The 23,452-nt window shown below is 60.3% G+C and carries 22 protein-coding genes; 15 read left to right on the plus strand and 7 right to left on the minus strand.

All coding sequences use genetic code 11. From position 1 onward, the window contains the following. Positions 1-11 precede the first annotated feature (11 nt). From moaB to KOL70_RS01905, 6 genes are all read left to right on the plus strand, one after another. Complete coding sequence (gene moaB, locus KOL70_RS01880; protein WP_215480120.1) at positions 12-527, plus strand: molybdenum cofactor biosynthesis protein B; 516 nt, start codon at positions 12-14, stop codon at positions 525-527. A gap of 2 nt (positions 528-529) precedes the next feature. Beyond that, positions 530-1,015: a cyclic pyranopterin monophosphate synthase MoaC gene (gene moaC, locus KOL70_RS01885; protein WP_058757847.1), complete on the plus strand. Its 486-nt coding sequence runs from the start codon at positions 530-532 to the stop codon at positions 1,013-1,015. After that, positions 1,008-1,253, plus strand: a complete 246-nt coding sequence (gene moaD / locus KOL70_RS01890) for a molybdopterin synthase sulfur carrier subunit (RefSeq protein ID WP_021508492.1) — start codon at positions 1,008-1,010, stop codon at positions 1,251-1,253. The genes moaC and moaD overlap by 8 nt, the downstream gene beginning before the upstream one ends. 2 nt (positions 1,254-1,255) lie before the next feature. Beyond that, entirely contained in the window at positions 1,256-1,708 is a 453-nt protein-coding gene (gene moaE / locus KOL70_RS01895) for a molybdopterin synthase catalytic subunit MoaE (RefSeq protein ID WP_021508491.1), read from the plus strand. A gap of 82 nt (positions 1,709-1,790) precedes the next feature. Next, entirely contained in the window at positions 1,791-2,885 is a 1,095-nt protein-coding gene (locus KOL70_RS01900) for a DUF1615 domain-containing protein (RefSeq protein ID WP_215480121.1), read from the plus strand. A gap of 57 nt (positions 2,886-2,942) precedes the next feature. Continuing rightward, on the plus strand, positions 2,943-3,650 hold the full coding sequence (locus KOL70_RS01905) for a Bax inhibitor-1/YccA family protein (protein ID WP_021508489.1): 708 nt from the start codon (positions 2,943-2,945) through the stop codon (positions 3,648-3,650). Between the two features lie 136 nt (positions 3,651-3,786). On the opposite strand, the gene KOL70_RS01910 is transcribed toward KOL70_RS01905, so the two are convergent. Genes KOL70_RS01910 through KOL70_RS01920 form a run of 3 tightly spaced genes read right to left on the minus strand, consistent with a single transcriptional unit; the run spans position 3,787 to position 6,754 of the window. Next, positions 3,787-4,752 carry a lysylphosphatidylglycerol synthase domain-containing protein gene (locus tag KOL70_RS01910; RefSeq protein ID WP_021508488.1) on the minus strand — a complete coding sequence of 322 codons (966 nt, stop codon included), beginning with the start codon at positions 4,750-4,752 and terminating at the stop codon, positions 3,787-3,789. Beyond that, positions 4,752-5,996, minus strand: coding sequence for a cardiolipin synthase ClsB (clsB, locus tag KOL70_RS01915; protein WP_215480122.1), 1,245 nt, complete (start codon positions 5,994-5,996; stop codon positions 4,752-4,754). Before clsB ends, KOL70_RS01910 begins: the two co-directional genes overlap by 1 nt. After that, positions 5,993-6,754, minus strand: coding sequence for an endonuclease/exonuclease/phosphatase family protein (locus tag KOL70_RS01920; protein ID WP_021508486.1), 762 nt, complete (start codon positions 6,752-6,754; stop codon positions 5,993-5,995). The genes clsB and KOL70_RS01920 overlap by 4 nt, the downstream gene beginning before the upstream one ends. 176 nt (positions 6,755-6,930) lie before the next feature. Between KOL70_RS01920 and KOL70_RS01925 the strand changes: the two genes are divergently transcribed. From KOL70_RS01925 to KOL70_RS01940, 4 genes are all read left to right on the plus strand, one after another. Further along, a complete protein-coding gene (locus KOL70_RS01925) occupies positions 6,931-7,323 on the plus strand; it encodes a YbhQ family protein (RefSeq protein WP_021508485.1) in 393 nt (130 codons plus the stop codon). 237 nt (positions 7,324-7,560) lie between these two features. Beyond that, positions 7,561-8,967: an ATP-dependent RNA helicase RhlE gene (rhlE, locus tag KOL70_RS01930; protein ID WP_021508484.1), complete on the plus strand. Its 1,407-nt coding sequence runs from the start codon at positions 7,561-7,563 to the stop codon at positions 8,965-8,967. Positions 8,968-8,971: 4 nt separating this feature from the next. Then, positions 8,972-9,934 carry a tRNA dihydrouridine(16) synthase DusC gene (gene dusC, locus KOL70_RS01935; RefSeq protein ID WP_058775305.1) on the plus strand — a complete coding sequence of 321 codons (963 nt, stop codon included), beginning with the start codon at positions 8,972-8,974 and terminating at the stop codon, positions 9,932-9,934. Between the two features lie 174 nt (positions 9,935-10,108). Further along, positions 10,109-11,308, plus strand: coding sequence for an MFS transporter (locus KOL70_RS01940; RefSeq protein ID WP_021508482.1), 1,200 nt, complete (start codon positions 10,109-10,111; stop codon positions 11,306-11,308). On the opposite strand, the gene KOL70_RS01945 is transcribed toward KOL70_RS01940, so the two are convergent. Beyond that, the gene (locus KOL70_RS01945) at positions 11,292-12,899 is read right to left on the minus strand and encodes an inorganic phosphate transporter (RefSeq protein ID WP_215480123.1); all 1,608 of its coding nucleotides are present in this window, start codon (positions 12,897-12,899) and stop codon (positions 11,292-11,294) included. The two genes, KOL70_RS01940 and KOL70_RS01945, sit on opposite strands and share 17 nt — an antisense overlap. A 166-nt stretch (positions 12,900-13,065) precedes the next feature. Between KOL70_RS01945 and KOL70_RS01950 the strand changes: the two genes are divergently transcribed. After that, positions 13,066-14,091 carry a transporter gene (locus tag KOL70_RS01950; protein ID WP_058769476.1) on the plus strand — a complete coding sequence of 342 codons (1,026 nt, stop codon included), beginning with the start codon at positions 13,066-13,068 and terminating at the stop codon, positions 14,089-14,091. A gap of 98 nt (positions 14,092-14,189) precedes the next feature. On the opposite strand, the gene KOL70_RS01955 is transcribed toward KOL70_RS01950, so the two are convergent. Both KOL70_RS01955 and KOL70_RS01960 read right to left on the minus strand, forming a co-directional pair. Next, positions 14,190-15,302, minus strand: coding sequence for a L,D-transpeptidase family protein (locus KOL70_RS01955; RefSeq protein ID WP_058775308.1), 1,113 nt, complete (start codon positions 15,300-15,302; stop codon positions 14,190-14,192). Between the two features lie 199 nt (positions 15,303-15,501). After that, positions 15,502-17,316: a glycoside hydrolase family 15 protein gene (locus KOL70_RS01960; RefSeq protein ID WP_058781285.1), complete on the minus strand. Its 1,815-nt coding sequence runs from the start codon at positions 17,314-17,316 to the stop codon at positions 15,502-15,504. 118 nt (positions 17,317-17,434) lie between these two features. Here KOL70_RS01960 and KOL70_RS01965 point away from each other — a divergent pair, with 118 nt between their 5' ends. Continuing rightward, positions 17,435-18,214, plus strand: coding sequence for an SDR family oxidoreductase (locus tag KOL70_RS01965; protein ID WP_058757839.1), 780 nt, complete (start codon positions 17,435-17,437; stop codon positions 18,212-18,214). On the opposite strand, the gene KOL70_RS01970 is transcribed toward KOL70_RS01965, so the two are convergent. Then, on the minus strand, positions 18,211-18,786 hold the full coding sequence (locus tag KOL70_RS01970; protein WP_021508476.1) for a DedA family protein: 576 nt from the start codon (positions 18,784-18,786) through the stop codon (positions 18,211-18,213). The two genes, KOL70_RS01965 and KOL70_RS01970, sit on opposite strands and share 4 nt — an antisense overlap. A gap of 164 nt (positions 18,787-18,950) precedes the next feature. Between KOL70_RS01970 and KOL70_RS01975 the strand changes: the two genes are divergently transcribed. From KOL70_RS01975 to KOL70_RS01985, 3 genes are all read left to right on the plus strand, one after another. Beyond that, complete coding sequence (locus KOL70_RS01975) at positions 18,951-19,538, plus strand: Yip1 family protein (protein ID WP_059011173.1); 588 nt, start codon at positions 18,951-18,953, stop codon at positions 19,536-19,538. A gap of 226 nt (positions 19,539-19,764) precedes the next feature. Continuing rightward, positions 19,765-20,703, plus strand: coding sequence for a D-alanyl-D-alanine endopeptidase (pbpG, locus tag KOL70_RS01980; RefSeq protein ID WP_215480124.1), 939 nt, complete (start codon positions 19,765-19,767; stop codon positions 20,701-20,703). Between the two features lie 224 nt (positions 20,704-20,927). Then, complete coding sequence (locus KOL70_RS01985) at positions 20,928-23,369, plus strand: DUF3772 domain-containing protein (RefSeq protein ID WP_215480125.1); 2,442 nt, start codon at positions 20,928-20,930, stop codon at positions 23,367-23,369. The last annotated feature ends 83 nt before the right edge of the window (positions 23,370-23,452 follow it).

The following is a 23,452-nucleotide window of genomic DNA, read 5'->3' on the forward strand; positions in this document are numbered from 1 at the left end:
GAGTTACGGCCATGGGTAAACCTTCCGGCGATTTTGTCGCCTTAAATGCGGCGGTGATGACCGTCTCTGACAACCGCGACGCCAGCAGTGACAGCTCCGGCGACTATCTGCGTGAGGCGCTGACTGAAGCCGGGCATCAGGTGGTCGATCACGCCATTGTTCCGGACAACCGTTATCGCATCCGCGCCACGGTGTCGCGCTGGATCGCCAGTGAAGATGTGCAGGTGGTGCTGATTAACGGCGGTACCGGCTTTAACAGTAAAAACAGTACGCCGGAAGCGCTGCTGCCGCTGCTGGATCGCGAAATTGACGGCTTTGGCGAACTGTTTCGCATGATCTCCTACGAGGAGATTGGCAGCGCGACGCTGCAATCACGCGCGGTGGCCGGTCTGGCCAACCAGACGCTGCTGTTTGCCGTGCCGGGCTCAACCGGTGCCTGCCGCAGTGCATGGGAGCGGATCATTGAAGCCCAGCTGGATGCGCGTACGCGTCCGTGTAATTTTGTCTCACATTTGAAGAAGTTATAAGCATGTCCTCGTTAACCCATATCAACGCGGCCGGCGAAGCCCACATGGTGGACGTCTCCGGCAAAACTGACACCGTGCGAGAAGCGCAGGCGGAAGCGCTGGTGCTGATGCAGCCGGCCACGCTGCAAATGATCCTCGACGGCAGCCATGACAAAGGCGATGTTTTCGCCACCGCACGCATTGCCGGCATCCAGGCAGCGAAGCGCACCTGGGAACTGATTCCGCTGTGCCATCCGCTGATGCTGAGTAAAGTCGAGGTGACGCTGGTGGCTGAGCCGGAGCACAGCCGCGTGCGCATTACCTCGCGCTGTCGCCTGAGCGGCAAAACCGGCGTGGAAATGGAAGCGCTGACCGCCGCGTCGGTTGCGGCGCTGACCATCTACGACATGTGCAAAGCGGTGCAGAAAGATATCGTCATCGACCAGCTGCGGCTGCTGAGCAAAAGCGGCGGTAAATCCGGTGATTTCCAGGCGGTGCGCCATGATTAAGGTGCTGTTTTTTGCCCAGGTGCGCGAACTGACCGGCACCGCCGCGCTGGATCTGGCGGCAGAGTATGCTGACGTCGCCACGCTGCGCGCTGCGCTGGCGCAGAAAAGCGATCGCTGGGCGCTGGCGCTGGAGTCCGGCAAGCTGCTGGCGGCGGTGAATCAGACGCTGGTGCCGATGAACCATCCGCTGCGCGCCGGCGATGAAGTGGCGTTCTTCCCGCCGGTTACCGGAGGCTGAGCATGACAACCCGAATTCGCGTCGGCAGCGCGCCGTTTAATGTTGGCGACGAGTATGCGCTGCTGGCGGCGCATGACAGCGACGGCGCGGTCGTCACCTTCACCGGCAAAGTCCGCAATCACAATCTCGGCGACAGCGTGGCCGCGCTGACGCTGGAGCATTATCCGGGTATGACGGAAAAAGCGCTGGCGGAGATTGTGGCGGATGCGCGTCAGCGCTGGGCGCTGCAGCAGGTGACGGTGATTCATCGCGTGGGCGAACTGTTCCCCGGTGATGAGATCGTGTTCGTTGGCGTCAGCAGCGCCCATCGCGGCAGCGCCTTTGCCGCCAGTGAATTTATTATGGATTACCTGAAAACCCGCGCGCCGTTCTGGAAGCGCGAAGCCACCGCGCAGGGCGATCGCTGGGTCGATGCCCGCGACAGCGACCACCAGGCCGCTGAACGCTGGAACTAGCGCGCAAAATCCGCCCGCGCTGATAGCCGCCAGACCACGAAAACGGTAAGGTACGGTTTTTGCTGGCTTATCAGGGAGCAGGATGAACACCAACACGATATTACGCGGCGCAGCGCTGCTGGCTGCGCTGGTGCTGGCCGGATGCAGCACCAAAAAGGAGCCGCAGCTACCGGCCCGCCAGCCCGCTGACGTGAAAGCGCAGATTCAGCAATTGCTGCCCGCCCATGTGACGCAAAAATCGGCCTGGGCCGACGACATCTATACCGCGCTGCGCGTGCAGCACATCGACGCCAGCGCCAGCAACATTTGCGCGGTGATCGCCGTGACCGATCAGGAATCTAACTTCAGCGCCGATGCCACCGTGCCGGGTCTGCCAAAAATCGCCTGGGCTGAAATTGACCGCCGCGCCGCCAGCGTGCACGTGCCGGCGTTTCTGGTGCGCACCGCGTTACTGATCAAATCCTCCAACGGCGAGAGCTACGCGGCGCGTCTCGATAAGGTGCACAGCGAGAAAGAGCTGAGCGCCATTTTCGATGACTTTATCGATATGGTGCCGATGGGGCAGAAGCTGTTCGGTAATCTCAACCCAATCCACACCGGCGGGCCGATGCAGGTCAGCATTGCCTTTGCCGAAGCGCATGCGCAGGGCTATCCATACCCGATTGACGGTTCAATCCGGCGCGAAGTGTTTAGCCGGCGCGGCGGTATCTACTTCGGCACGCTGCACCTGCTGGGCTATCCGGTAGACTACAGCCAGCCGCTGTATCGCTTCGCCGACTTCAACGCCGGCTGGTACGCCAGCCGCAACGCCGCGTTCCAGGCTGCGGTGGCGCGTGCCAGCGGCATCAAACTGGCGCTGGACGGCGACCTGATCCGCTACGGCAGCGAACAGGCGAGCGCCACCGAACTGGCGGTGCGCACGCTGGCGAAGCAGCTGGACATGAGCCCGCGGGAAATTCGCCGCGATCTGGAGAAGGGCGACAGCGAAAGCTTCAGTGACAGCACGCTGTGGAAACAGACCTTTATCCTCGCCGATAAGATGGTGGGAAAACGTCTGCCGCGCGAAGTGCTGCCGGGCATTAAGCTGGAGAGCCCGAAAATTACCCGTAATCTCACCACCGCGTGGTTTGCCCAGCGGGTTGACGGGCGATATCAGCAGTGTATGACGCGCCGTTGACGATCGGTGGTGTACACTTCACACTGACGTTATCAGTAACTTTTAAAGAGGTGCATCATGGATCGATATCCACGTAATGGTTCAATCGTGCAGCAGGCGTCGACCGGGCTGCAAACCTATATGGCGCAGGTGTATGGCTGGATGACCTGCGGTTTACTGCTGACGGCATTTGTGTCGTGGTTTGCCGCGCGCACGCCTGCCGTCATGGAACTGGTGTTTGCCAATCGCATCACCTTCTTCGGCCTGATTATCGCGCAGCTGGCGCTGGTGTTCGTGCTTTCCGGCATGGTGCAGCGCATGAGCGGCGCCGTGGCGACCGGGCTGTTTATGCTCTATTCCGCGCTGACCGGGCTGACAATGGCGAGTATTTTCCTTGTTTATACCTACTCGTCGATCGCCAGTACCTTCTTCGTTACCGCGGGCATGTTTGGTGCCATGAGCTTTTACGGCTACACCACCAAACGCGACCTGAGCCGCTTCGGCAGCCTGCTGTTTATGGCGCTGATCGGCATTCTGCTGGCGTCGCTGGTGAACTTCTGGCTGAAAAGCCCGGCACTGATGTGGGCGATTACCTATATCGGCGTGGTGGTGTTTGTGGGCCTGACGGCTTATGACACGCAGAAGCTGAAAGCCATCGGTGAGGGCATTGATGTTAACGATAAAGAGAATCTGCGCCGCTTCTCCATCATGGGCGCGCTGACGCTATATCTCGATTTCATCAACCTGTTCCTGATGCTGCTGCGGATTTTCGGTAACCGTCGCTAAGAGTAACCAGCCATTAAGGCTGTGAAAATAATCGCGCCGCTACGGCCAGGTGAACGGTTTGTACTTATCAGCCCGTTTCACCTTCTCCGCAGCGGCGCAATGTATTACGCGTTCTTCATCCTCCACCTGGCACGCCTTATCGCGCCGCCATCTTGCGCTCATTCTTCTGTCGTAAATGCTTCGCGCGGCTCTCCAGCCACAGATACAGCACCAGTGCCAGCAGCAGCGGCAGAATAAAATAGAGCACGCGATAAGCCAGCAGCGCGGCGATAATCTCACCGTGCGAAGCATGCTGGCCGCTGAGCAGCGCGAGGAACACCGCTTCCAGCACGCCAATGCCCGCCGGAATATGAATAATCACCCCGGCAATACTGCTGATTAACAGCACGCCCAGCACGATGGGATAATCCACTTCACGCGCCAGCAGCAGCCAGATAATGGTGCCCATCACCATCCAGTTGGCGCAGGAAACGGCAAACTGAAACAGCGCCATGCGCAGCGAGGGCAGTTGCAGATGCTGGCCCTTCACCGTCCAGCGGCGCTTCTTCGCGAAAGCACAGGCCCACAGATAAACCGCCACCATCGCCAGCAGGACCGCACCAATCACCCGTAGTGTGCCTTCGCCGATGAACCAGCCGGGCGGAATCGGCACCATGCCGGCGACAAACACTACGCCGCCAAGCAAAATGTAGCCCAGCCAGTTGGTGGCAATACTCAGTGAAAAGATGCGCGTGATGGTGCCGCCGGGCAGGCCGAGGCGCGAATAGAGGCGATAGCGCATCGCCACACCGCCCACCCAGGTGCTCAGCGTCAGGTTAAAGGCGTAACAGATGAATGACACCAGCATCACCTGACGTTTCGCCAGCTTATGCCCGCAGTAGGCGCGGCCAATCAAATCGTACAGACCGTAGGTGAGGTAGCTCACCACCACTAACGCGGCGGCGCTCAGCACCACGTAGCGGTTATAGCCGACGATGACCTTGTACACGTCCTCCCAGTTCACCTTGCGTGCGTAAACCACCAGCAGCACGATCACCGCAATGAAGAACAGCCAGGTAAGAATTTTTTTCGCTAACTGCCAGCGCGGGTTCTTTTTGCTCATCAGGGTTTCGCTCCTTCGTTATCGGCTTCAACCCGGTCCTGGGTTTCCATTTCCGGCTGCACCGGCGGATCGACCTGAGACAAGTGGGGCGTATGGGCAGGCAGCCAGCCGGCGATGGCCGGGAAATGGCGCAGGAAATGGAACACGACGACGCTTTTGGTCAGCTGCCACCAGGTGCGCGGCGGCAGCTTGTCTTCATCAACGCGCACGCAGTCCGCAGCCAGCAGCTGCTCGAGGTTATCGCGCAGCGTCTGGTTGAAGGCGTGGTCGTGGATAATCAGGTTGGCTTCGAGATTCAGCGACAGGCTGAGCGGGTCGAGGTTGCTGGAACCCACCGTTGACCACTGCTGATCCTGCACCGCCACTTTGCCATGCAGCGGGCGACGGCAGTATTCGTACACTTCAACGCCAGCATCCACCAGATAGTTGTACAGCAGCTCGGCGCCGACTTTGACAATCGGCATGTCCGGTTCACCCTGCACAATCAGCCGCACGCGCACACCGCGCTGGGCCGCGCTGCGCATTTCCCGCAGCAGGCGATAGCCGGGGAAGAAGTAGGCGTTGGCGATAATCACATCCTGCTTCGCCTTGCGCAGCATATCGAGATAGTGCTGTTCGATGTCATCGCGGTGCTCATCGTTATCGCGGTAGACAAACAGCACCTGCGCATCACCGGGCAGGGCGTTCACCGCCAGGCGCTGGGAGCGCGCGCCCCACCAGCGGCGCGTCACCTGTTCGCTGCCGATCGCCTGCTGTACATAGCGTGCGATGTCGAGCACCACCGGCCCTTTCACCTCCACGGCGTAATCCTGCTTGGCTTCCGGCCCGTAATCGGTGTTGTGCTCGGCGGAGAAATTGATACCGCCGACAAACGCAATCTCCTCATCAATCACCACAATTTTGCGATGCAGACGGCGGAACACGTTGGTGCGCATGCCCATCACCAGCGGACGCGGATCGTAATAGATAAAGCGCACGCCTGCTTCGGTCAGGCTGTTGATGTACTGGCTGGAAAGATCCGGCGAGCCGTAGCCATCCACCATCACTTCCACCTTAACACCGCGCTGCGCGGCGGCCAGCAGATCGCGGTGCAGCGCCTTACCAACCTCATCTTCAAACAGGATAAACGTCTCCAGCAGCAGCGTACGCTGGGCGCGCTGAATCGCACCGGAGACGCGCGGAAAGAATTGATCGCCATTTTCCAGCAGCCGCAGCTGGTTACCTTCGCGCCAGCTGAAATTCATAGAAAGATCTCCACGGCCAGCGGGGCATGATCGGACAGATGTGACCAGGGTTTCACCGGCAGCGCCCACGGCTGGCTCACCGACGCATTACGGATATAGATGCGATCGAGACGCAGCAGCGGAAAGCGCGCCGGGAAGGTGCGCGCCGGGCGACCGTTTTTCATGCTAAACACCTCCTGCAGACCGGCTCCGCGCTGTAAAAATCGATTAGCGCGTACCTGCCAGTCATTAAAATCGCCGGCCACCACCAGGGGCGCATCCGGTGGCAGCGACTCAATCAGTTCACACATCATGCGCATCTGCGCCAGACGATGCTTCTCTTTCAGGCCGAGGTGCACACACAAGGTGTGAATCGGTTCCGGCCGATCCGGCAGGCTGATCTGGCAGTGCAACATGCCGCGTTTCTCACTGCCGGCGACAGAAATATCGCGGTTTTGGTATTCGGTGATCGGAAAGCGTGACAATATCGCATTGCCGTGATGGCCCTCGGGATAGACCGCGTTGCGGCCGTAAGCGAAATCGTGCCACATGGTGTCGGCAAGATATTCGTAGTGCGAATTTTCCGGCCAGTTTTCAATGTGAGCGGAGTGGATGGCGTGCGTGCCCATCACCTCCTGTAAAAAGACGATATCCGCCGAGGTGGCGCGCACTGCGTCGCGCAGTTCCGGCAGGATAAAGCGACGGTTAAAGCTGGTGAACCCCTTATGGGTATTGATCGTCAGGACTTTAAATGAAGATCCTTGCGTGTTTTGTGGCATACTGCGACGCGCTCCTTTTCATCATCAACAGAACAAAGTGTAGTCTTTGTCACAAATGGGTGGTGCTGGAGACAGAAAATTAGGGTGTTATCCGAAATTTGCTTTACATTGAGGAAATCCGTCTGGCTGCGGTCAGATACACTTGGGCGACCTGTTGGGTCTGCCAGGAGAAGAGAATGAAATGGTCTAATCGTGTTCAGATTGTTACCGGTCAAACCTGCCTGCATATTGCGACCCACCTGCTGGTGATCGCGGCGCTGGTGTGGGGCTGGAAACATAAGGCACTGGTCGAAGTGAGCAGTACCCTGGTGGCAGCTTATGCGCTGGTGTTCATCACCATGCTGGCCCTGCAGCGTAGTGCCCGTTTGCGCCGCTTTGGTGACTCTCTGGAAGAAGTGACGACGACATACTACTTCGGCGCGGCGATGCTGACGCTGTTCCTGATTTCACGCTTCATCCACAACAATCTGCTGATTGGTTGTCTGGGCGTGGTGATGCTGGTAGGCCCGGCGCTGGTGTCGCTGCTGGCCAAAGAGCCACCGCAGCGCGTGCAGAAAAAACGCAGCTAAGCGGACGTGCCAGCAAGAAGAGGAGCCCACTGCGGCTCCTTTTTTATGCGCTACCGCGCAGCGGCCCATCGCCCTCACGTTTTGCTGGTCGCGGTTCTTGCGGAAAGCTGCTACACTGCCGCTCTTACGCATGGTAGTTTGTGCCCTTTTCACACGCAGGCCTTGAGGCTGCGTCATATCCCCCCTGAAAACTACATCGCGCAGCGCGATCAGGGCGGTTCGGAGTAATACACCTGCATGTCTTTTGACTCTCTCGGCTTGAATGCCGATATTTTGCGTGCGGTAGCAGAACAGGGCTACCGTGAACCGACGCCAATCCAGCGTCAGGCGATTCCCGTGGTGCTGGCCGGTCGTGACCTGCTGGCGAGCGCCCAGACCGGCACGGGTAAAACCGCCGGTTTCACGCTGCCTCTGCTGCAGCGTCTGTCAGAAAAACCGGCAGCGGCGCGCGGTCGCCGTCCGGTACGTGCGCTGATCCTCACGCCAACCCGTGAACTGGCGGCGCAGGTTGGTGAAAACGTACGTGAATACAGCCAGTACCTCAACATGCGTTCGCTGGTGGTGTTCGGCGGCGTCAGCATTAATCCGCAGATGATGAAACTGCGCGGCGGCGTTGATGTACTGATCGCCACGCCGGGGCGTCTGCTCGATCTGGCGCACCAGAACGCGGTCGATCTGTCGCAGGTGGAAATCCTGGTGCTGGACGAAGCGGATCGTATGCTCGACATGGGCTTTATCCACGACATTCGCCGCGTGCTGGCAAAACTGCCGGCCAAACGGCAGAACCTGCTGTTCTCTGCCACCTTCTCGGACGAGATCAAAGCGCTGGCGGAAAAACTGCTCACCAACCCGGAACAGGTGGAAGTGGCACGCCGCAACACCGCTTCCGAGCAGGTGTCGCAGCAGGTGCATTTTGTCGATAAGAAGCGCAAACGGGAACTGCTGTCGCTGATGATTGGTCGCGACAACTGGCAGCAGGTGCTGGTGTTCACCCGCACCAAGCACGGTGCTAACCACCTCGCTGAGCAGCTCAATAAAGATGGCATCACTGCCGCCGCGATCCACGGCAACAAGAGTCAGGGCGCGCGTACCCGTGCGCTGGCCGACTTCAAAACCGGCGGCATTCGCGTGCTGGTGGCGACGGATATTGCCGCGCGCGGTCTGGATATCGAAGAGCTGCCGCACGTGGTCAACTACGAGCTGCCGAACGTGGCGGAAGATTACGTGCACCGTATTGGCCGTACCGGTCGTGCTGCGGCCACCGGTGCTGCGCTGTCGCTGGTGTGCGTGGACGAGCACAAGCTGCTGCGTGATATCGAGCGCCTGCTGAAGCGGGAAATTCCGCGCATTGCGCTGCCGGGCTTTGAGCCGGATCCGAGCATCAAGGCGGAGCCGATTCAGAATGGCCGTCAGCAGCAGCCACGCGGACGTGGCCAGGGCCGCGCGCCGGGGCAGGGTGCTGACGCACCGCGCAGCCGCAGCGGCGGCAATGGTCAGCGTGCCAGCGCCGGTAACGGCGGCGCGCGTCCACAGGGCGAGGCGCGTGCACCGCGTCGTCCGGGCAACAACGGCCCGGCGGCAGGCAACGCGGGTAAACCGGCGCGCTCACGTCGCCCGGCAGCGAAGAGCAACGGGAACGCGTAACGGTATGCGGGTTTTACTGGCGCCCATGGAAGGCGTACTGGATTCGCTGGTACGTGAACTGCTCTCCGGCGTGAATGACTATGACCTGTGCGTCACTGAGTTTTTACGCGTGGTCGATCAGCTGCTGCCGGTAAAATCCTTCTATCGTTTGTGTCCGGAACTGCACCATCACAGCCGGACGCCCTCCGGTACGCGCGTGCGCATGCAGCTGCTGGGCCAGTATCCTGAGTGGCTGGCAGAAAACGCCGCACGCGCGGTGGAGCTGGGTTCGTGGGGCGTTGACCTCAACTGCGGCTGCCCGTCGAAGCTGGTGAACGGCAGCGGCGGCGGTGCGACGCTGCTGAAAGATCCGGAGCTGATCTATCGCGGTGCCAGAGCAATGCGCGAGGCGGTGCCCGCTCATCTGCCGGTCACGGTGAAAGTGCGGCTCGGCTGGGACTCGGGCGCGCGGCGTTTCGAGATCGCCGATGCGGTGCAGCAGGCCGGTGCCAGCGAGCTGGTGGTGCATGGCCGGACCAAAGAGGACGGCTATCGCGCAGAGAGCATCAACTGGCAGGCGATTGGTGAGATTCGCCAGCGTCTGACAATTCCGGTGATCGCCAACGGCGAAATCTGGAACTGGCAGGATGCGCAGGATTGCCTGCGCATTACCGGCTGCGACGCGGTCATGCTCGGGCGCGGCGCGCTCAATGTGCCTAACCTGGGGCGCGTGGTGAAATACAACGAAGCCCCGATGCCGTGGTCGCAGGTGGTTGAGCTGCTGCTGCGCTACACCCAGCTGGAAAAGCAGGGTGATACCGGCAACTACCACGTTGCGCGCATCAAGCAGTGGCTGGGCTATCTGCGCAAAGCCTACCAAGAGGCCGACGGCCTGTTCAGCGAGATCCGCACGCTGCGTGTCTCCGCCGAGATCGCCAGCGCCATCGAACGCCATGCCGCACGCATGGCCCAGGTGTCCTGCATCTGAACCTGAGCGGTGGTACCTGAACCGTCAGGTCCGCCGCGTTAACGGGCAAGCCAGCGATCACCCGGTGAAAGCGTGCGCTGCCGCCATGTTTTATAACAAAAAAAGCCGCGATCCTTAGTCTGCTAACCGGTATAGTGAATCTTCGCTTTCACCACGTTTCTGACGCCATCTTCCATGTCTGACGCCGCTGTACTGAGTAATGCTCAGTTAAATAAACGCATCCTCTCCGTCATCGTTTTCACCTTCTTTTGCTACCTGTCCGTCGGGTTGCCGCTGGCGGTGCTGCCGGGGTTTGTGCATAACCAGCTGGGCTTCAGCTCGTTTATCGCCGGGCTGATCATCAGTCTGCAATATTTCGCCACGCTGCTCAGTCGCCCGCACTCTGGCCGGCTGGCCGATCGCTACGGCCCGAAACGCGTGGTGATGATGGGGCTGGTGTGCTGCGGCATGAGCGGCGTGCTGTCGATCATTGCCGCGCTGTGCAGCGGTGCGCCGCTGCTGAGCCTGACGCTGCTGGCGCTGGGGCGGCTGTTTCTCGGTGTCGGGGAAAGTTTCAGCAGTACCGGCTCGACGCTGTGGGGCATGAACATTGTCGGCCCGCGGCAAACCGCGCGGGTCATTTCGTGGAACGGCGTGGCGACTTACTTTGCCATGGCGATTGGTGCGCCGCTGGGTGTGCTGCTGAATCAGATTTTTGGCATCAGCGGCTTTGCCGGTCTGGTCGCGCTGATGGGGGCGATCGGCTTCTGGATGGCCTCCGGCAAGCCGGCGGTCAGCGTCAGCGCCGGCGTGCGCATTCCGTTTCATCGCGTGGTCAGCCGCGTCTGGCTGTTTGGCCTGGCGCTGGGATTTGGCACCATCGGCTTTGGCGTGATCTCCACCTTCATCACCCTCTATTTCGCCAGTCGCGACTGGAGCGGCGCGGCGTTCGCGCTGACGCTGTTCAGCCTCGGCTTCGTGCTGGTGCGGCTGGCGTGCGGGCGCTATATCACGCGCTTCGGCGGGCTGCAGGTCTCGCTGATCTCCTTCGTGCTGGAGGGCGCTGGTCTGCTGCTGATCTGGCAGGCGGATAGCAGCTGGCTGGTGGATATTGGCGCCTTCCTCACCGGCGGCGGTTTCTCGCTGGTGTTCCCGGCGCTGGGCGTGGAAGCGGTGAAGCGGGTACAGCAGCAGGATCAGGGATCGGCGCTCGGTACCTATTCGGCGTTTCTCGATTTGGGGCTGGGGTTGACCGGACCAGTGGCGGGGTTGTTAATCGGCCACTGGGGGATGCAGTCGGTGTATCTGGCGGCAGCACTGATGGTGCTGGGCGCGTTCCTGATTACGCTGCGCCTGCACCAGCAGTCTTCAGAGCCTATCAGGCCAGATGAATAAACAGCGCATACAGCAGCCCTGACAGCAGCACCGATACCGGCAGCGTCAGCACCCACGCCAGCGCCAGATTACGCAGGGTGGCAAGCTGCAGGCCGGATCGGTTGGCTGCCATGGTACCGGCCACGCCGGACGACAGCACATGGGTGGTCGACACCGGTAAACCAAAGGCATCGGCCGCACCGATAGTAGCCATCGCCACCAGCTCCGCACTGGCACCCTGCGCATAGGTGAGATGGGTTTTGCCGATGCGCTCACCCACCGTAACCACAATCCGGCGCCAGCCGACCATGGTGCCGAGACCCAGCGCAATCGCCACCACCACTTTGACCCACATCGGGATAAAGCGCGTGGCCGCGTCCAGCTCGTGCTTCACCGCCGTCAGGTTGCGCGCCGTCTCTTCCGGCAGCGCGACGTTGGCCGATTGCAGATGCTTGATGGTCTCCGAGGCGAGATACATATCGTTGCGCGTATTGGTGACCGCCTGCGCCGGAATATTTTCTACCGAACCGTACTGGCGAATCTGTTCGCCGATATCGCCGAGCATCATACCGAGCGCCGGCAGCACCTGCGGCCGGTTCTGGCTGGTGCGTACATATTCCGTCAGCACCTCACGCGCTGCCGGCATTGCGGCGGGCGGTGGCTGCAGCGTCAGCAACTGCTGTTCGGTCACCTGGGTTAACGCCGCCACGCGCGGAATTTGCTCCGGCGGCAGCGAGCGGTTGAGCGCATAGGCGATCGGCATGGTGCCAACCAGGATCAGCATAATCAGCCCCATGCCTTTCTGACCGTCGTTCGAGCCGTGGGCAAACGAAACGCCGGTACAGGTGAGGATCAGCAGGCCACGAATCCACGCTGGCGGCGGCTGATTGCCTTCCGGCGCCTGATACAGCTGGCGATTGCGCACCAATGCCTTCATGGCCAGCAGCAGCACGGCGGCGCAGATGAAGCCAATCACCGGCGACAGCAGCAGGGCGTAACCGACTTTAACCGCCTGATCCCAGTTGACGCCGCTGGTGCCGCTGCGGCCGTGCAGCAGCGCATTCGCCACGCCTACGCCGATAATCGAGCCGATCAGCGTGTGCGAGGAGGAAGAGGGCAGGCCGAAATACCAGGTGCCGAGGTTCCAGACAATGGCCGAGCACAGCAGCGCGTACACCATAGCAAAGCCGTGACCGCTGCCCGCCTGCAGAATCAGCTCCACCGGCAGCAGCGAAATAATGCCAAACGCCACCACGCCGCTGGAGAGCAGTACACCAAGGAAATTACACAAGCCGGACCACACCACCGCCACGCCCGGCGACAGCGAGTGGGTGTAGATCACCGTGGCGACGGCATTGGCGGTATCGTGAAAGCCGTTAACAAACTCGAAGCCGAGCGCAATCAGCAGCGCCACGCCAAGCAGCAGAAACGGCGTATAGCTGGTGACGACCGCGCCGGTCTCTTCCACGTCGTTGAACAGATTGATACCGGTGAACACCAGCCCGGCCACCAGCAGCAGCAGAAAGAGCACGCGCGACGCGCGACCGCTGCGCGGGTGCAGATTGGGCCGTCCGCGGTCGGACGATGATGCAGGGAAACTGTTTTCAGCCATAACACACCCCCCGGGGTGAATTAACGATGCACGAATGGCACCCGTTAACTGCAGTGTGATACGGGTTTTGTATGACAGAATGATGATGCCAGCGCGGGCTGTCATCATGCTGTAACAGACCTGTCGCAGGCTGTGGATCTGACCGCTCTGGGATCTTCACGCCGCTATGCTCCAGCCTGTTCTGCCGCTTGCCTCGCTGCCCGACTTCAACAACGAAGTTGCCGGACTGATTCACGGTTACCTGTTCAACCCGGATGCGCCGCCACAGCGGCTCAACGCCCGCGAGGCCGCGCAGCTGGCGCGGCACACCCTACCCGACGGCTGCTTTCTCTGGCTGCACATTAACCTGAATCATGCCCGCGCCGAGCGCTGGGTTCAGGACCACTTCAGCGTAGATGACGATTTTTTCGATGAGATTCATTCGGCCTCGCCGCGCACCCGGCTGGCGCAGCAAAACGATGCGCTGCTGGCGGTGCTGAATGACGTCACCTTTAGTAAAGAGGAGCGCAACACACAAAATGCGACGTTGTGGATCTGGTGCCGGCCGCAGGTGATGGTCAGCGCGCGCTATCGCCCGGTTGGCATGATTGAACGTATGCATCAGCAGATTGATCGGCTGTGCTTCAGCGCGCCGGATGCGATGCTGCTGTGGCTGCTCGGCGAACAGGAAGCGCAGCTGGAGCAGGTGGTGCGGCGCTCCAGCCAGGCGGTGGATGCGATAGAAGAGCGGCTGCTGAGCGCGGCGATCAAAGCCAACCGCAGCGAGCTGGGCCATCTGCGCCGCATGCTGCTGCGCGTCCAGCGGCTGCTGGCGCCGGAGCCGGCCGCGCTGTTTCGCCTGCTTAACCGGCCGCCAAACTGGCTCAACCGGGAACCGCTCAGTGAGCTGCGCATTTTCACCGAGGAGTTCAGCGTAGCGCTTAACGACCTTGCCAGCCTGATGGAGCGCATTCGCCTGCTGCAGGAGGAGATTGCTGCCCGCCTGATGGAGCAGAGCAACCGAACGCTGTTTTTGCTCACCTCAATCACCGTGCTGGCGCTGCCCATCAATATCGTAGCCGGTTTTTTTGGCATGAATGTGGGCGGCATTCCGCTGGCGAACAATCCGCACGGCTTTCTGCTGTTAGTGCTGGTGGTGCTGGTGTTTACCCTGGTGGCGGGCTGGCTGGCGTTACGCCGACCGCACGATTGAGTGCGCAACTGCGCCGCGACACAACCGCACAATGATCCCGGCGATCGGGCAATAAAAAAGCCAGCCCTGCGGCTGGCTTGATCATCGACAGCGAACCCTTACAGGCTGTTGCCGTTGCTGGCAGGCTGTGCCGGCGCGGCCTGCTCAACCGGAGCGGCTTCAGCGGGCTGCTGTGCATCGGCCTGCGGCGCGACGGCGGTGGCACCCTGCGGCGTCATCGGCTCTTCTTTCGGCATCGCGTCAGAAGACTCCTGCACCATCACCGGCGCAGGCTGGGCTTCGCCCGGCTGACCGTTGATTTTGGTCGGCATACCGGTACGTGCCTGGATGGCGTTGTTCACGGCATCCTGATTGGTGCTGGCATCGGCCACCACTTTGGTCACGGCGGACGTCAGGCTGATTGGCACCAGTTCACGTGAGTTGAACTGCTCTTCAGTGGTCGACAGCGGGTTGTGAACCTCGATGTAGCGCGAACCGTCTGGCTCAACGGTGGCTTTTACCGGCTGGTCAATGAACTGCACGCGCGTACCCACTGGCACGTTGTCGAACAGCCATTTGATGTCGTCCGCACGCAGACGCACGCAGCCGTGGCTCACGCGCAGGCCGATACCAAAGTTGGCGTTGGTGCCGTGAATCGCATACAGACGGCCAATGTACAGCGCGTACAGACCCATCGGGTTATCCGGACCTGCCGGGAACACGGCCGGGATGCTCTCGCCGCGCGCCGCGTACTCTGCGTGCATCGCTTTGGTTGGCGTCCAGGTTGGGCCATTCTTCTTGCGCTCAACCGCGGTGGTCCAGTTAACCGGCGTATCTTTACCCAGCTCGCCGATACCGATCGGCAGCACCACGACAGTTTTGGTGCCTTTCGGGTAGTAATAGAGACGCATCTCGGCGCTGTTGATCACGATGCCTTCACGCGGTGCGTCAGGCAGAATCAGCTGCTGTGGGATCACCATTTTAGTGCCTGCTTTCGGCAGGTAAACGTCCACGCCCGGATTGGCTTCCAGCATGTTGCTGAGGCCCATCTGGTACTGCGCCGCAAACGCTTCCAGCGGCAGTTTGCTGTCGTCTGGCACGGTGATTTCAATATTTTCGCCAATCAGGCGGCTATTCGCTGGAGGCAGCGGATAGACGACTGCAAAGGCCGACTGGCTGAACGCCGCCAGTACGAGGGCGAGTGAAGCGAACGCGCGAATGCTTTTTTTCATGTTTTTACAAGTCGTTATGGCCATTTTCATGGCTTGTCAGTGTGTCGAACCCATCAGGGTCAGAATAACCCGCTGCGCATTATATGTGCATAGGCGCAATGATGGGAATCAGGATTTTCGCTGGTTGAAGATACTTTACGCAAAACGCGGCGTTTCACAGACTATTCTCTTTGCCACGCCGCCCAAAATGTGAATTTTCTTACGGTTGCCACAGCGTCACTTCGCCGCTCAGTTTACGGTTAAGGAAAAACGCGGCACTGATCAACGCCAGATGGGTCAGCGCCTGCGGCATGTTGCCCAGCGCGTTGCCGTGCGCGGTAAACTCCTCGGCGTACAATCCCAGCGGATTGGCGTAGCTCAGCAGCTTTTCAAATTCGAAGTGCGCCTCATGCACTCGCCCGGCGCGCGCCAGACACTCCACATACCAGAACGAACAGGCGGCAAATGCGCCCTCGCCACCGGTCAGCGCATCGGCGGGCGTCTCACTGATGTTATAACGCCGCACTAAACCGTCGCTCACCAGATGGGTTTTAATGGCATCCAGCGTGGCGATCCACTCCGGATCGGTCGAGCTGACAAAGCGCACCAGCGGCATCAGCAGCATCGACGCATCCAGGTATTTACCGCCGCGCGTGGCGGTGAAGTGGCCGAGTTCATCGTTCCAGAAGTTCTGCCAGATGTCGTCGCGGATCTCACTGCGCACCCGATCCCAGCGATCGTACGGCATTGGCAGCGAACGCTTCATACCCAGCCGCAGCGCGCGGTCCAGCGCCACCCAGCACATCAGGCGCGAATGCAGAAAGTGCTCCGGCTCGCCGCGCATCTCCCAGATACCGGCGTCCGGCTGGTTCCAGTTAACGCAGACGTAGTCAATCATGCTGGATACATGGCGCCAGCCGCGCTGCGAGATGGCTTCGCCGTATTTATTGGCAAGATAGACCGCATCCATCAGCTCGCCATAAATATCCAGCTGCGTCTGGCGCCAGGCATCATTGCCGATGCGCACCGGGCGCGAGTTGGCGTAACCGGAGAGGTTGAGCAGTTCGGTCTCGTGCAGCTCGGTGCCGCTGTCGAGGCGATACATCACCTGCAAATGCGGCGTATCGTCGTGGCTGTGTTCAACGCAGCGGCCGACCCAATGGGTGAAGTCACGCGCTTCTTCCACATAGCCGAGCCGCATCAGCGCGTACATGCTGAACGAGGCATCGCGGATCCACGAGGCGCGGTAATCCCAGTTACGCTCGCCGCCCAGCTCTTCCGGCAGGCCAAAGGTGGCGGCAGCCGCAATCGAGCCGTGCTGGTGCGAGGTGAGCAGCTTGAGCGCCAGCGCCGAGCGCGTCACCATCTCACGCCAGCGACCGCGATAGGAGCTGTGGCTGCTCCAGCGCCGCCAGTAATCCACGGTATCGCGAAAGCAGCGCTCGGTCGCGATATGCTGCACCTGCGGATCGTCATCGTTGCCAAACACAAATTCGGCATGCTCACCGGCCTGCAGGGTAAACTGCGCCACCGCGCTGTCCGGTTCGCGCGTCATCACCACCGTGGCGCTCAGGCGCAGCGACGGCTGGCCTTCGGCGACAAAGGCGATACCGCCGGGGCGCGTCTCCGTGCGCGTTTCCGCACGGGCATAGTCGTGGCGCGGCGCGCAGCGCAGATCAAAGGTGGCGGTGCCGCGGATCATTTTTACCCGCCGCACCAGGCGCGGCACTTTGCTGCGCTCATCGCAGATCGGCATGTAATCGGTAATTTCCGCCACGCCGGCCTCATCAAGCCAGCGGGTTTGCAGAATATTGGTATCGGGCAGGTAGAGCTGCTGCTGGCGCGCGTTTTGCCACTGCGGTGCCAGCGAAAACAGGCCGGCTTCGTCGCTGTCGAGCAGGGCGGCAAACACGGAGGGGCTATCGAGTTCGGGCCAGCAGAGATAATCAATGGTGCCGTCGTTCGCGATCAGGGCACAGGTGCGTAAATCACCGATGACGCCGTGGTCGTCAATTCTGCGTTTAATCTTGCTCATCCTGCCTCCTGAACGATATCCGATTGTTAACTATAGACGAAACGGCAGAATCGGCTGCGACGTGGCACAGAACGATAACTTCTATACTGTGAAGACACCCATCAGGCAGGAGAACGTTATGACACTGGGCAAACAGAAAGTCGCCGTAGTGACCGCTTCAGATTCGGGGATTGGACGCAGCTGCGCCGTGATGCTGGCTGAGGCCGGCTACACCGTCGGCATCACCTGGCGCTCGGATGAAGAGGGCGCGCAGGAGACCGCGCGGCTGGTGGAGAGTAAAGGCCAGCTGGCCCAGGTGCGGCAGCTCGATCTGTCCGATCCGCAGGCTGGCGGGCAGCAGCTGGCGCAGCTGATCAATTCGCTGGGGCGCATTGATGTGCTGGTGAACAATGCCGGCGTGATGACCAAAGCCGATTTCCTTGATGTGACCTTTGAGGACTGGCGCAAAGTCTTTACCGTTGACGTAGACGGCGCCTTTGTCTGCGGACAGATTGCCGCGCGTCATATGGTGGATCAGGGCGACGGCGGGCGCATCATCAACATCACCTCGGTGCATGAGCATACGCCGCTGCCGGATGCCGCTGCCTATACCGCAGCCAAACATGCGCTTGGCGGGCTGACCAAATCGATGGCGCTGAGCCTGCTGCCGCATCACATTCTGGTGAATGCCGTGGCGCCGGGCGCCATCGCTACGCCGATGAACGACATGAGCAACAGCGAGGCGCACAGCCGGCGCATGCCGGAAATCCCGATTGGCCGCCCTGGCGATACGCGCGAAATCGCCAGTCTGGTGGCGTGGCTGTGCTCGGAATGGGCCACTTACACCACCGGGCAGTCATTCGTGGTCGACGGCGGCTTCATGCTGGCCAACCCGCAGTTCAAGGGTTACCACAGTTAACCGGCGCGGCGGCGGTTCCAGCGGCGAATCACAAAGCGCAGCACGATGCCGAACACAATTGCCGCCGCCAGCCAGATGAAGTGCTTGAGGTGCTGATCAAGCTTGTGCAGCCACGGCGTGATGATTTCACCGGCGAAGTAGCCGAGGGTGACAAAAATCAGCGCCCACAGCGCGGCGCCAATGACGTTAAGCACGAAAAAGCGCAGCGGCTTAAGGCGGCTGGTGCCAATAATAATCGGCCCAATCAGGCGAAAGCCGTACATGAAGCGCACGCCAATCACAAACAGGCTGGGGTGCTTCTGAATCAGCCGGTTAGCTTTTTTAATGGTGTCCTGATGTTTGCGGAAGCGCCGCAGAATGCGCGTGCCATAGCGGCGGCCAAGCCAGAACAGCAGCTGATCGCCAATAATGCCGCCGCCCATCGCCGCCAGCACCACGCCGCTGAAGTGCAGCAGGCCCTCGTGCGCCGCGACGCCGCCCAGCAGGGTAAAGGTTTCCCCTTCGGCAATGCAGCCAATCAGCAGTGCCAGGTAACCGTACTGGGTGATTAATCCATTGATATCGATGTGCAATTGCTCCTCCCTGGGTAAGCGATACAGCTAACAGTCTAGCTGGCTGCGGCTTTTTTTGTGCCGCTGGCCGCAAAAACAGCCGCGCCGATTATACTTGAACTGAAGCTGCCTGCATTGGACAGCCTGATCGCTGGGGCAGCCCGTCGCATCAGAGGAGTGATTGTATGAATCATGTCTGGGGTCTTCTGGCGCATCCCAATCAGGAGATGCGTGATATCAAGCAGGAAAACGAGAGCGTTTCGCACCACTACACCCATCACGTTCTGCTGATGGCGGCGATCCCGGTGATCTGCGCCTTTATTGGCACTACGCAGCTGGGCTGGAATCTGGGCGAAGGGCAGTTCGTGCAACTCAACATGCTGACCGGTATTGGTCTCGGCATTCTGTTTTACCTGATCATCTTAGGCGGTGTGGCGGTGATGGGCCGCGTCATTCACTGGATGGCGCGCGACTATCCGCAGCGTCCCAGCATTCAGCGCTGTACCGTATTTGCCGGCTATGTGGCGACGCCGCTGTTTATCAGCGGGCTGGTGGCGCTCTATCCGCTGGTGTGGCTGTGCGTGCTGGCCGGGGCGATAGCGCTGATGTACACCGGTTATCTGCTGTACGTCGGCATCCCGGTGTTCCTCAATATTGACCGTGAAGAGAGCCTGCGCTTCTCCGGCTCGACGCTGGCGATTGGCGTGCTGGTGTTCGAGGTGCTGCTGGCGCTGACGGTGATTCTGTGGGGTTACGGGCCACGCTTGTTCTGACCGTGATAAAGGTCAGGTCGTCAGCCATGGCGACCTGACTGATCCCGCTGCGCCTGGCAGCGTTTGTCATGCCCGCCTTTTTTTTAACGCCCGGAAACAATCTCCCTAAGAAATTTCGCAGACGAGCGCGTATGATAGCGCAGCCAGCCCGCGTCGCATCAGGCCTGACGCCGGCGGCCTGTGTTTCGACACAGCGCAAACCTCCTCACCGGATTTTTTTGACACGATGTCTGTAAAAATGCGTATTTCTTTGCTGTCGCTGGCGCTGTTTGTCGCCGCGCCAGCTGCGATGACTCCGGCGCTCGCCGCCGCAGCAAAACTGTCCGATCTGGCGCCGATTGCCCAGCCGCAAATCGCCTCCGGCAGCGCGCTGATTGTCGATCTCGATAATAACAAAGTGCTGTTTTCCAGCCATCCGGACCGGGTGCGGCCTATCGCGTCGATCACCAAAGTGATGACGGCGATGGTGGTGCTGGATGCCCGGCTGCCGATGGACGAAATGCTGTCGGTGGATATCAGCCAGACGCCCGAAATGCGCGGCGTATTCTCACGCGTGAAGCTCAACAGTGAAATCAGCCGCCGCAACATGCTGCTGCTGGCGCTGATGTCCTCGGAAAACCGCGCGGCGGCCAGCCTGGCGCATCACTATCCCGGCGGTTACGATGCCTTTATCCGCGCCATGAACGCCAAAGCGCGCGCGCTCGGCATGACGCACACCCACTATGTGGAGCCGACCGGTTTGTCGCTGCACAACGTCTCCAGTGCGGAAGATCTGGTGAAGCTGCTCAGGGCCACGCGCCAGTATCCGCTGATTGGCCAGTTGAGCACCACCAAAGAGGAGACGGCGGTGTTTAAACACCCCAGCTACGTGCTGCCGTTCCGCAACACTAACCACCTGGTGTACAAAAATGACTGGCGCATTCAGCTGACCAAAACCGGTTACACCGACGAGGCCGGTCACTGCCTGATAATGCGTACCATGATTAATAACCGTCCAGTGGCGCTGGTGGTGCTGGATGCGTTTGGCAAATATACCCACTTTGCCGATGCCAATCGCCTGCGCGACTGGCTGGAAACCGGCAAGGCGGCGCCGGTGCCGGCGGCCGCGCTGGCGTACAAAAAGCAGAAAGCGTCGCAGCTTGCCAGCAGTGCGGACGTGGAGTAACGCAACCCGTTACTCAGCGTAGCGGCGCAAAGGAGTGCGCCGTGTATTGTGGTGGCGCGTGACTGACGGTCAACGGCGCTTAAATGAACAAAATTTCTTATCGTTAGCACCAATGTTTTACGCCACCATTCCTATAGTTTCCCTGACGGCAAAGTCCTACACTGGCGACCATTCACGGTTAACCTTGCGTTTATAGGCTGTTATTGCGCTGGAATCTCACTCATATGTTCAAGTTTCGTTCTCTGTTTACCCCGTTCCTGCTGCTGCTGGTGTTATTCACGCCGGCGCTCAGCTATGCGGATGACAACGCCGCGCCCGCGCAGCAGGAAGAAGACGCGGCACCGAAGGTCAATCCGGCGGTTGAACTGCCGAAGATGCAGAAAATCCTCGACAAAATTAAGGGCCAGGTGTCTGGCGATACCAATGAAAACCAGCTCAACCAGCTCAATGAGATGGCGCTGGAGCTGTCAGGTAATGCGGAAACCCTCGGCCAGGCGCTGATTCCGCAGCGTCAGCAGCTGGATGCGCAGCTGGCGGTGCTCGGCCCGGCGCCGAAGGCGGACAGCGGCGTGAAAGAGACGCCGGAAGTGACGCGCAAACGCGCCGCGCTGGAGAATCAGAAGGGCAAACTGGATGATCAGATCAAGCAGGCCGACGGCATCAAAAACGGGGCGCTGGTGCTATCCTCGCAGATCGTCAACCTGCGGCGCGATCAGCTGAAAAGCCAGCTGGCGCTCAACTCCGGCAGTATTTTAGGACCGCGCTTCTGGTCACCGCTGTTCAGCCGTCAGGACCTGGATGGCGAAAAAATTGGCGACTTTATCAGCGAGCTGCAGGATACCGCCGCGCTGTCGTGGGAGCCGGGCTGGCGCGTGGGCACGGTCGGCTGGCTGCTGGCGGCGCTGCTGGTGATGACGCTTGGCCGGCGTTACAGCGAAGAGTTTCTGGCGTGGGTCAGCATTCACAAACTGCCGGAAGGGCGGCTGCGCCGCAGCTTCCTCGCGGCGGCGATTGCGCTGACTACGCTGGCGGCCGTGGTGCTGACTTTTAACTTTCTCTCGCTGGCATTTGTGCGCCGCGATGAAGTGTCCAGCGACGTGCAGGATTTTATCAGCCGTCTGGTGCAGCTAAGCGTTTACTGCGGACTGATCGCCGGTCTCGGCCGCGCATTTCTGTCAACGCGCCGCCCGAGCTGGCGTCTGCCGAGCATCTCCAGTGAAGTGGCGCTGGCGCTGAAGCCGTTCCCGCCGATTACCGCCGCGCTGGTGTTTATCTTCCAGACCGCCGAGTCGTTTAACTACACGGTCGGCACCAGCCTGAACACCACCATTTTTGCCAACGGCCTGACGGCGCTGCTGATTGGCAGCACCGGGCTGGCGATCAGCATGCGCACCAATCGCGTGCGTCGTCGCATGGCGCAGGCCGGCAATCCGCCGGAAGCGCGTCCGACAATCGTCGGCCTGGTGCAGCTGGCGCTGACGGTCACCGCCGTGGCGATTCTGGTTTCGCTGATTGTCGGCTACGTCACGCTGGCGCGCTTCCTCAGCTATGAAGTGATCTGGTGCGGCATCCTGTTTGGCTCGTTCTACTTCCTCAGTCATCTGATCAACGACGGTTGTGAAAGCCTGTTCTCCACCAACAACGCGACCGGCAAGCGGTTGCAGACCTCGCTGAATATTGACGAGCGCTACCTGCAGCAGGCCGCAACGCTGCTCAGCGCCGTGGGTAAAACTCTGCTGGTGGCATTTGTTGCGCTGGCGCTGCTCAACGGCACGTTTGCCTCGTCCACGCCGATTGAGCTGATCCAGAAAGTCATTGAGTTCTGGGGTGGCAAAGGGCTGGAGTCGCTCAACATTGTGCCGGCGCACATGGTGAACGCCATTCTGTGTCTGGTGGTGGGTATCTACGTGCTGCGCTCGGTGCGGCGCTGGCTGGACAAAGAGTTCCTGCCGAAGACCACCATGGATATCGGCATGCGCGTGTCGCTGGTGACGCTGTTCAGCAATATCGGCTACGTGCTGATTATCCTGCTGACGCTGTCGATTATGGGGCTGCAGTGGAACAAGCTGGCATGGATCGTCAGCGCCCTGTCGGTGGGTATCGGTTTCGGCTTACAGGAGATTGTGAAGAACTTTATCTCCGGTCTGATCCTGCTGACCGAGCGTCCGGTGAAGGTCGGCGATCTGGTGAGCATCAGCGGTATCGAAGGGGATATTCGCCGTATTAACGTGCGTGCGACTGAGATTCAGCTGGGCGATAAATCTACGGTGATTGTGCCGAACTCGCAGCTGATTTCGCAGAACGTGCGTAACGCCACCATGGGCAATGCGCAGGGCGTGGTGACGATTCAGCTGACCTTCCCGCTGGATATCGATCCGGTGCAGGTGCGTGAACTGTTGCTGGACGTCTATCGTGAAAACGAGCGTATTCTCGAAACGCCGGAGCCGTCGGTTTCGTTTAAAGATTTGACGCCGGCCGGCATTGTGCTGAGCGTGACCGGCAACGTCGCCAGCCAGCGCCAGATTTCCGGTGCGAAAAGCGATCTGCTGTTCGATATCCTGACGCGCCTGCGTAAAGAGGGCATCGTGCTGTCGACGCCACAGACCATGATCATCGAACGCCGCGCGCTGCCGGCGCCGCAGAATGAAGGTGAAGCGTTGCCATAATGGCATGAGACCGTAGCGGCGCAATTCATTGCGCTAAGGTTTGCCTCTGATGCAGCAAACCCGCGCGATAAATCGCGCCGCTA

Origin of the sequence: Pantoea sp. B270 (assembly GCF_018726825.1) — a bacterium.
Lineage (GTDB): Bacteria > Pseudomonadota > Gammaproteobacteria > Enterobacterales > Enterobacteriaceae > Pantoea > Pantoea dispersa.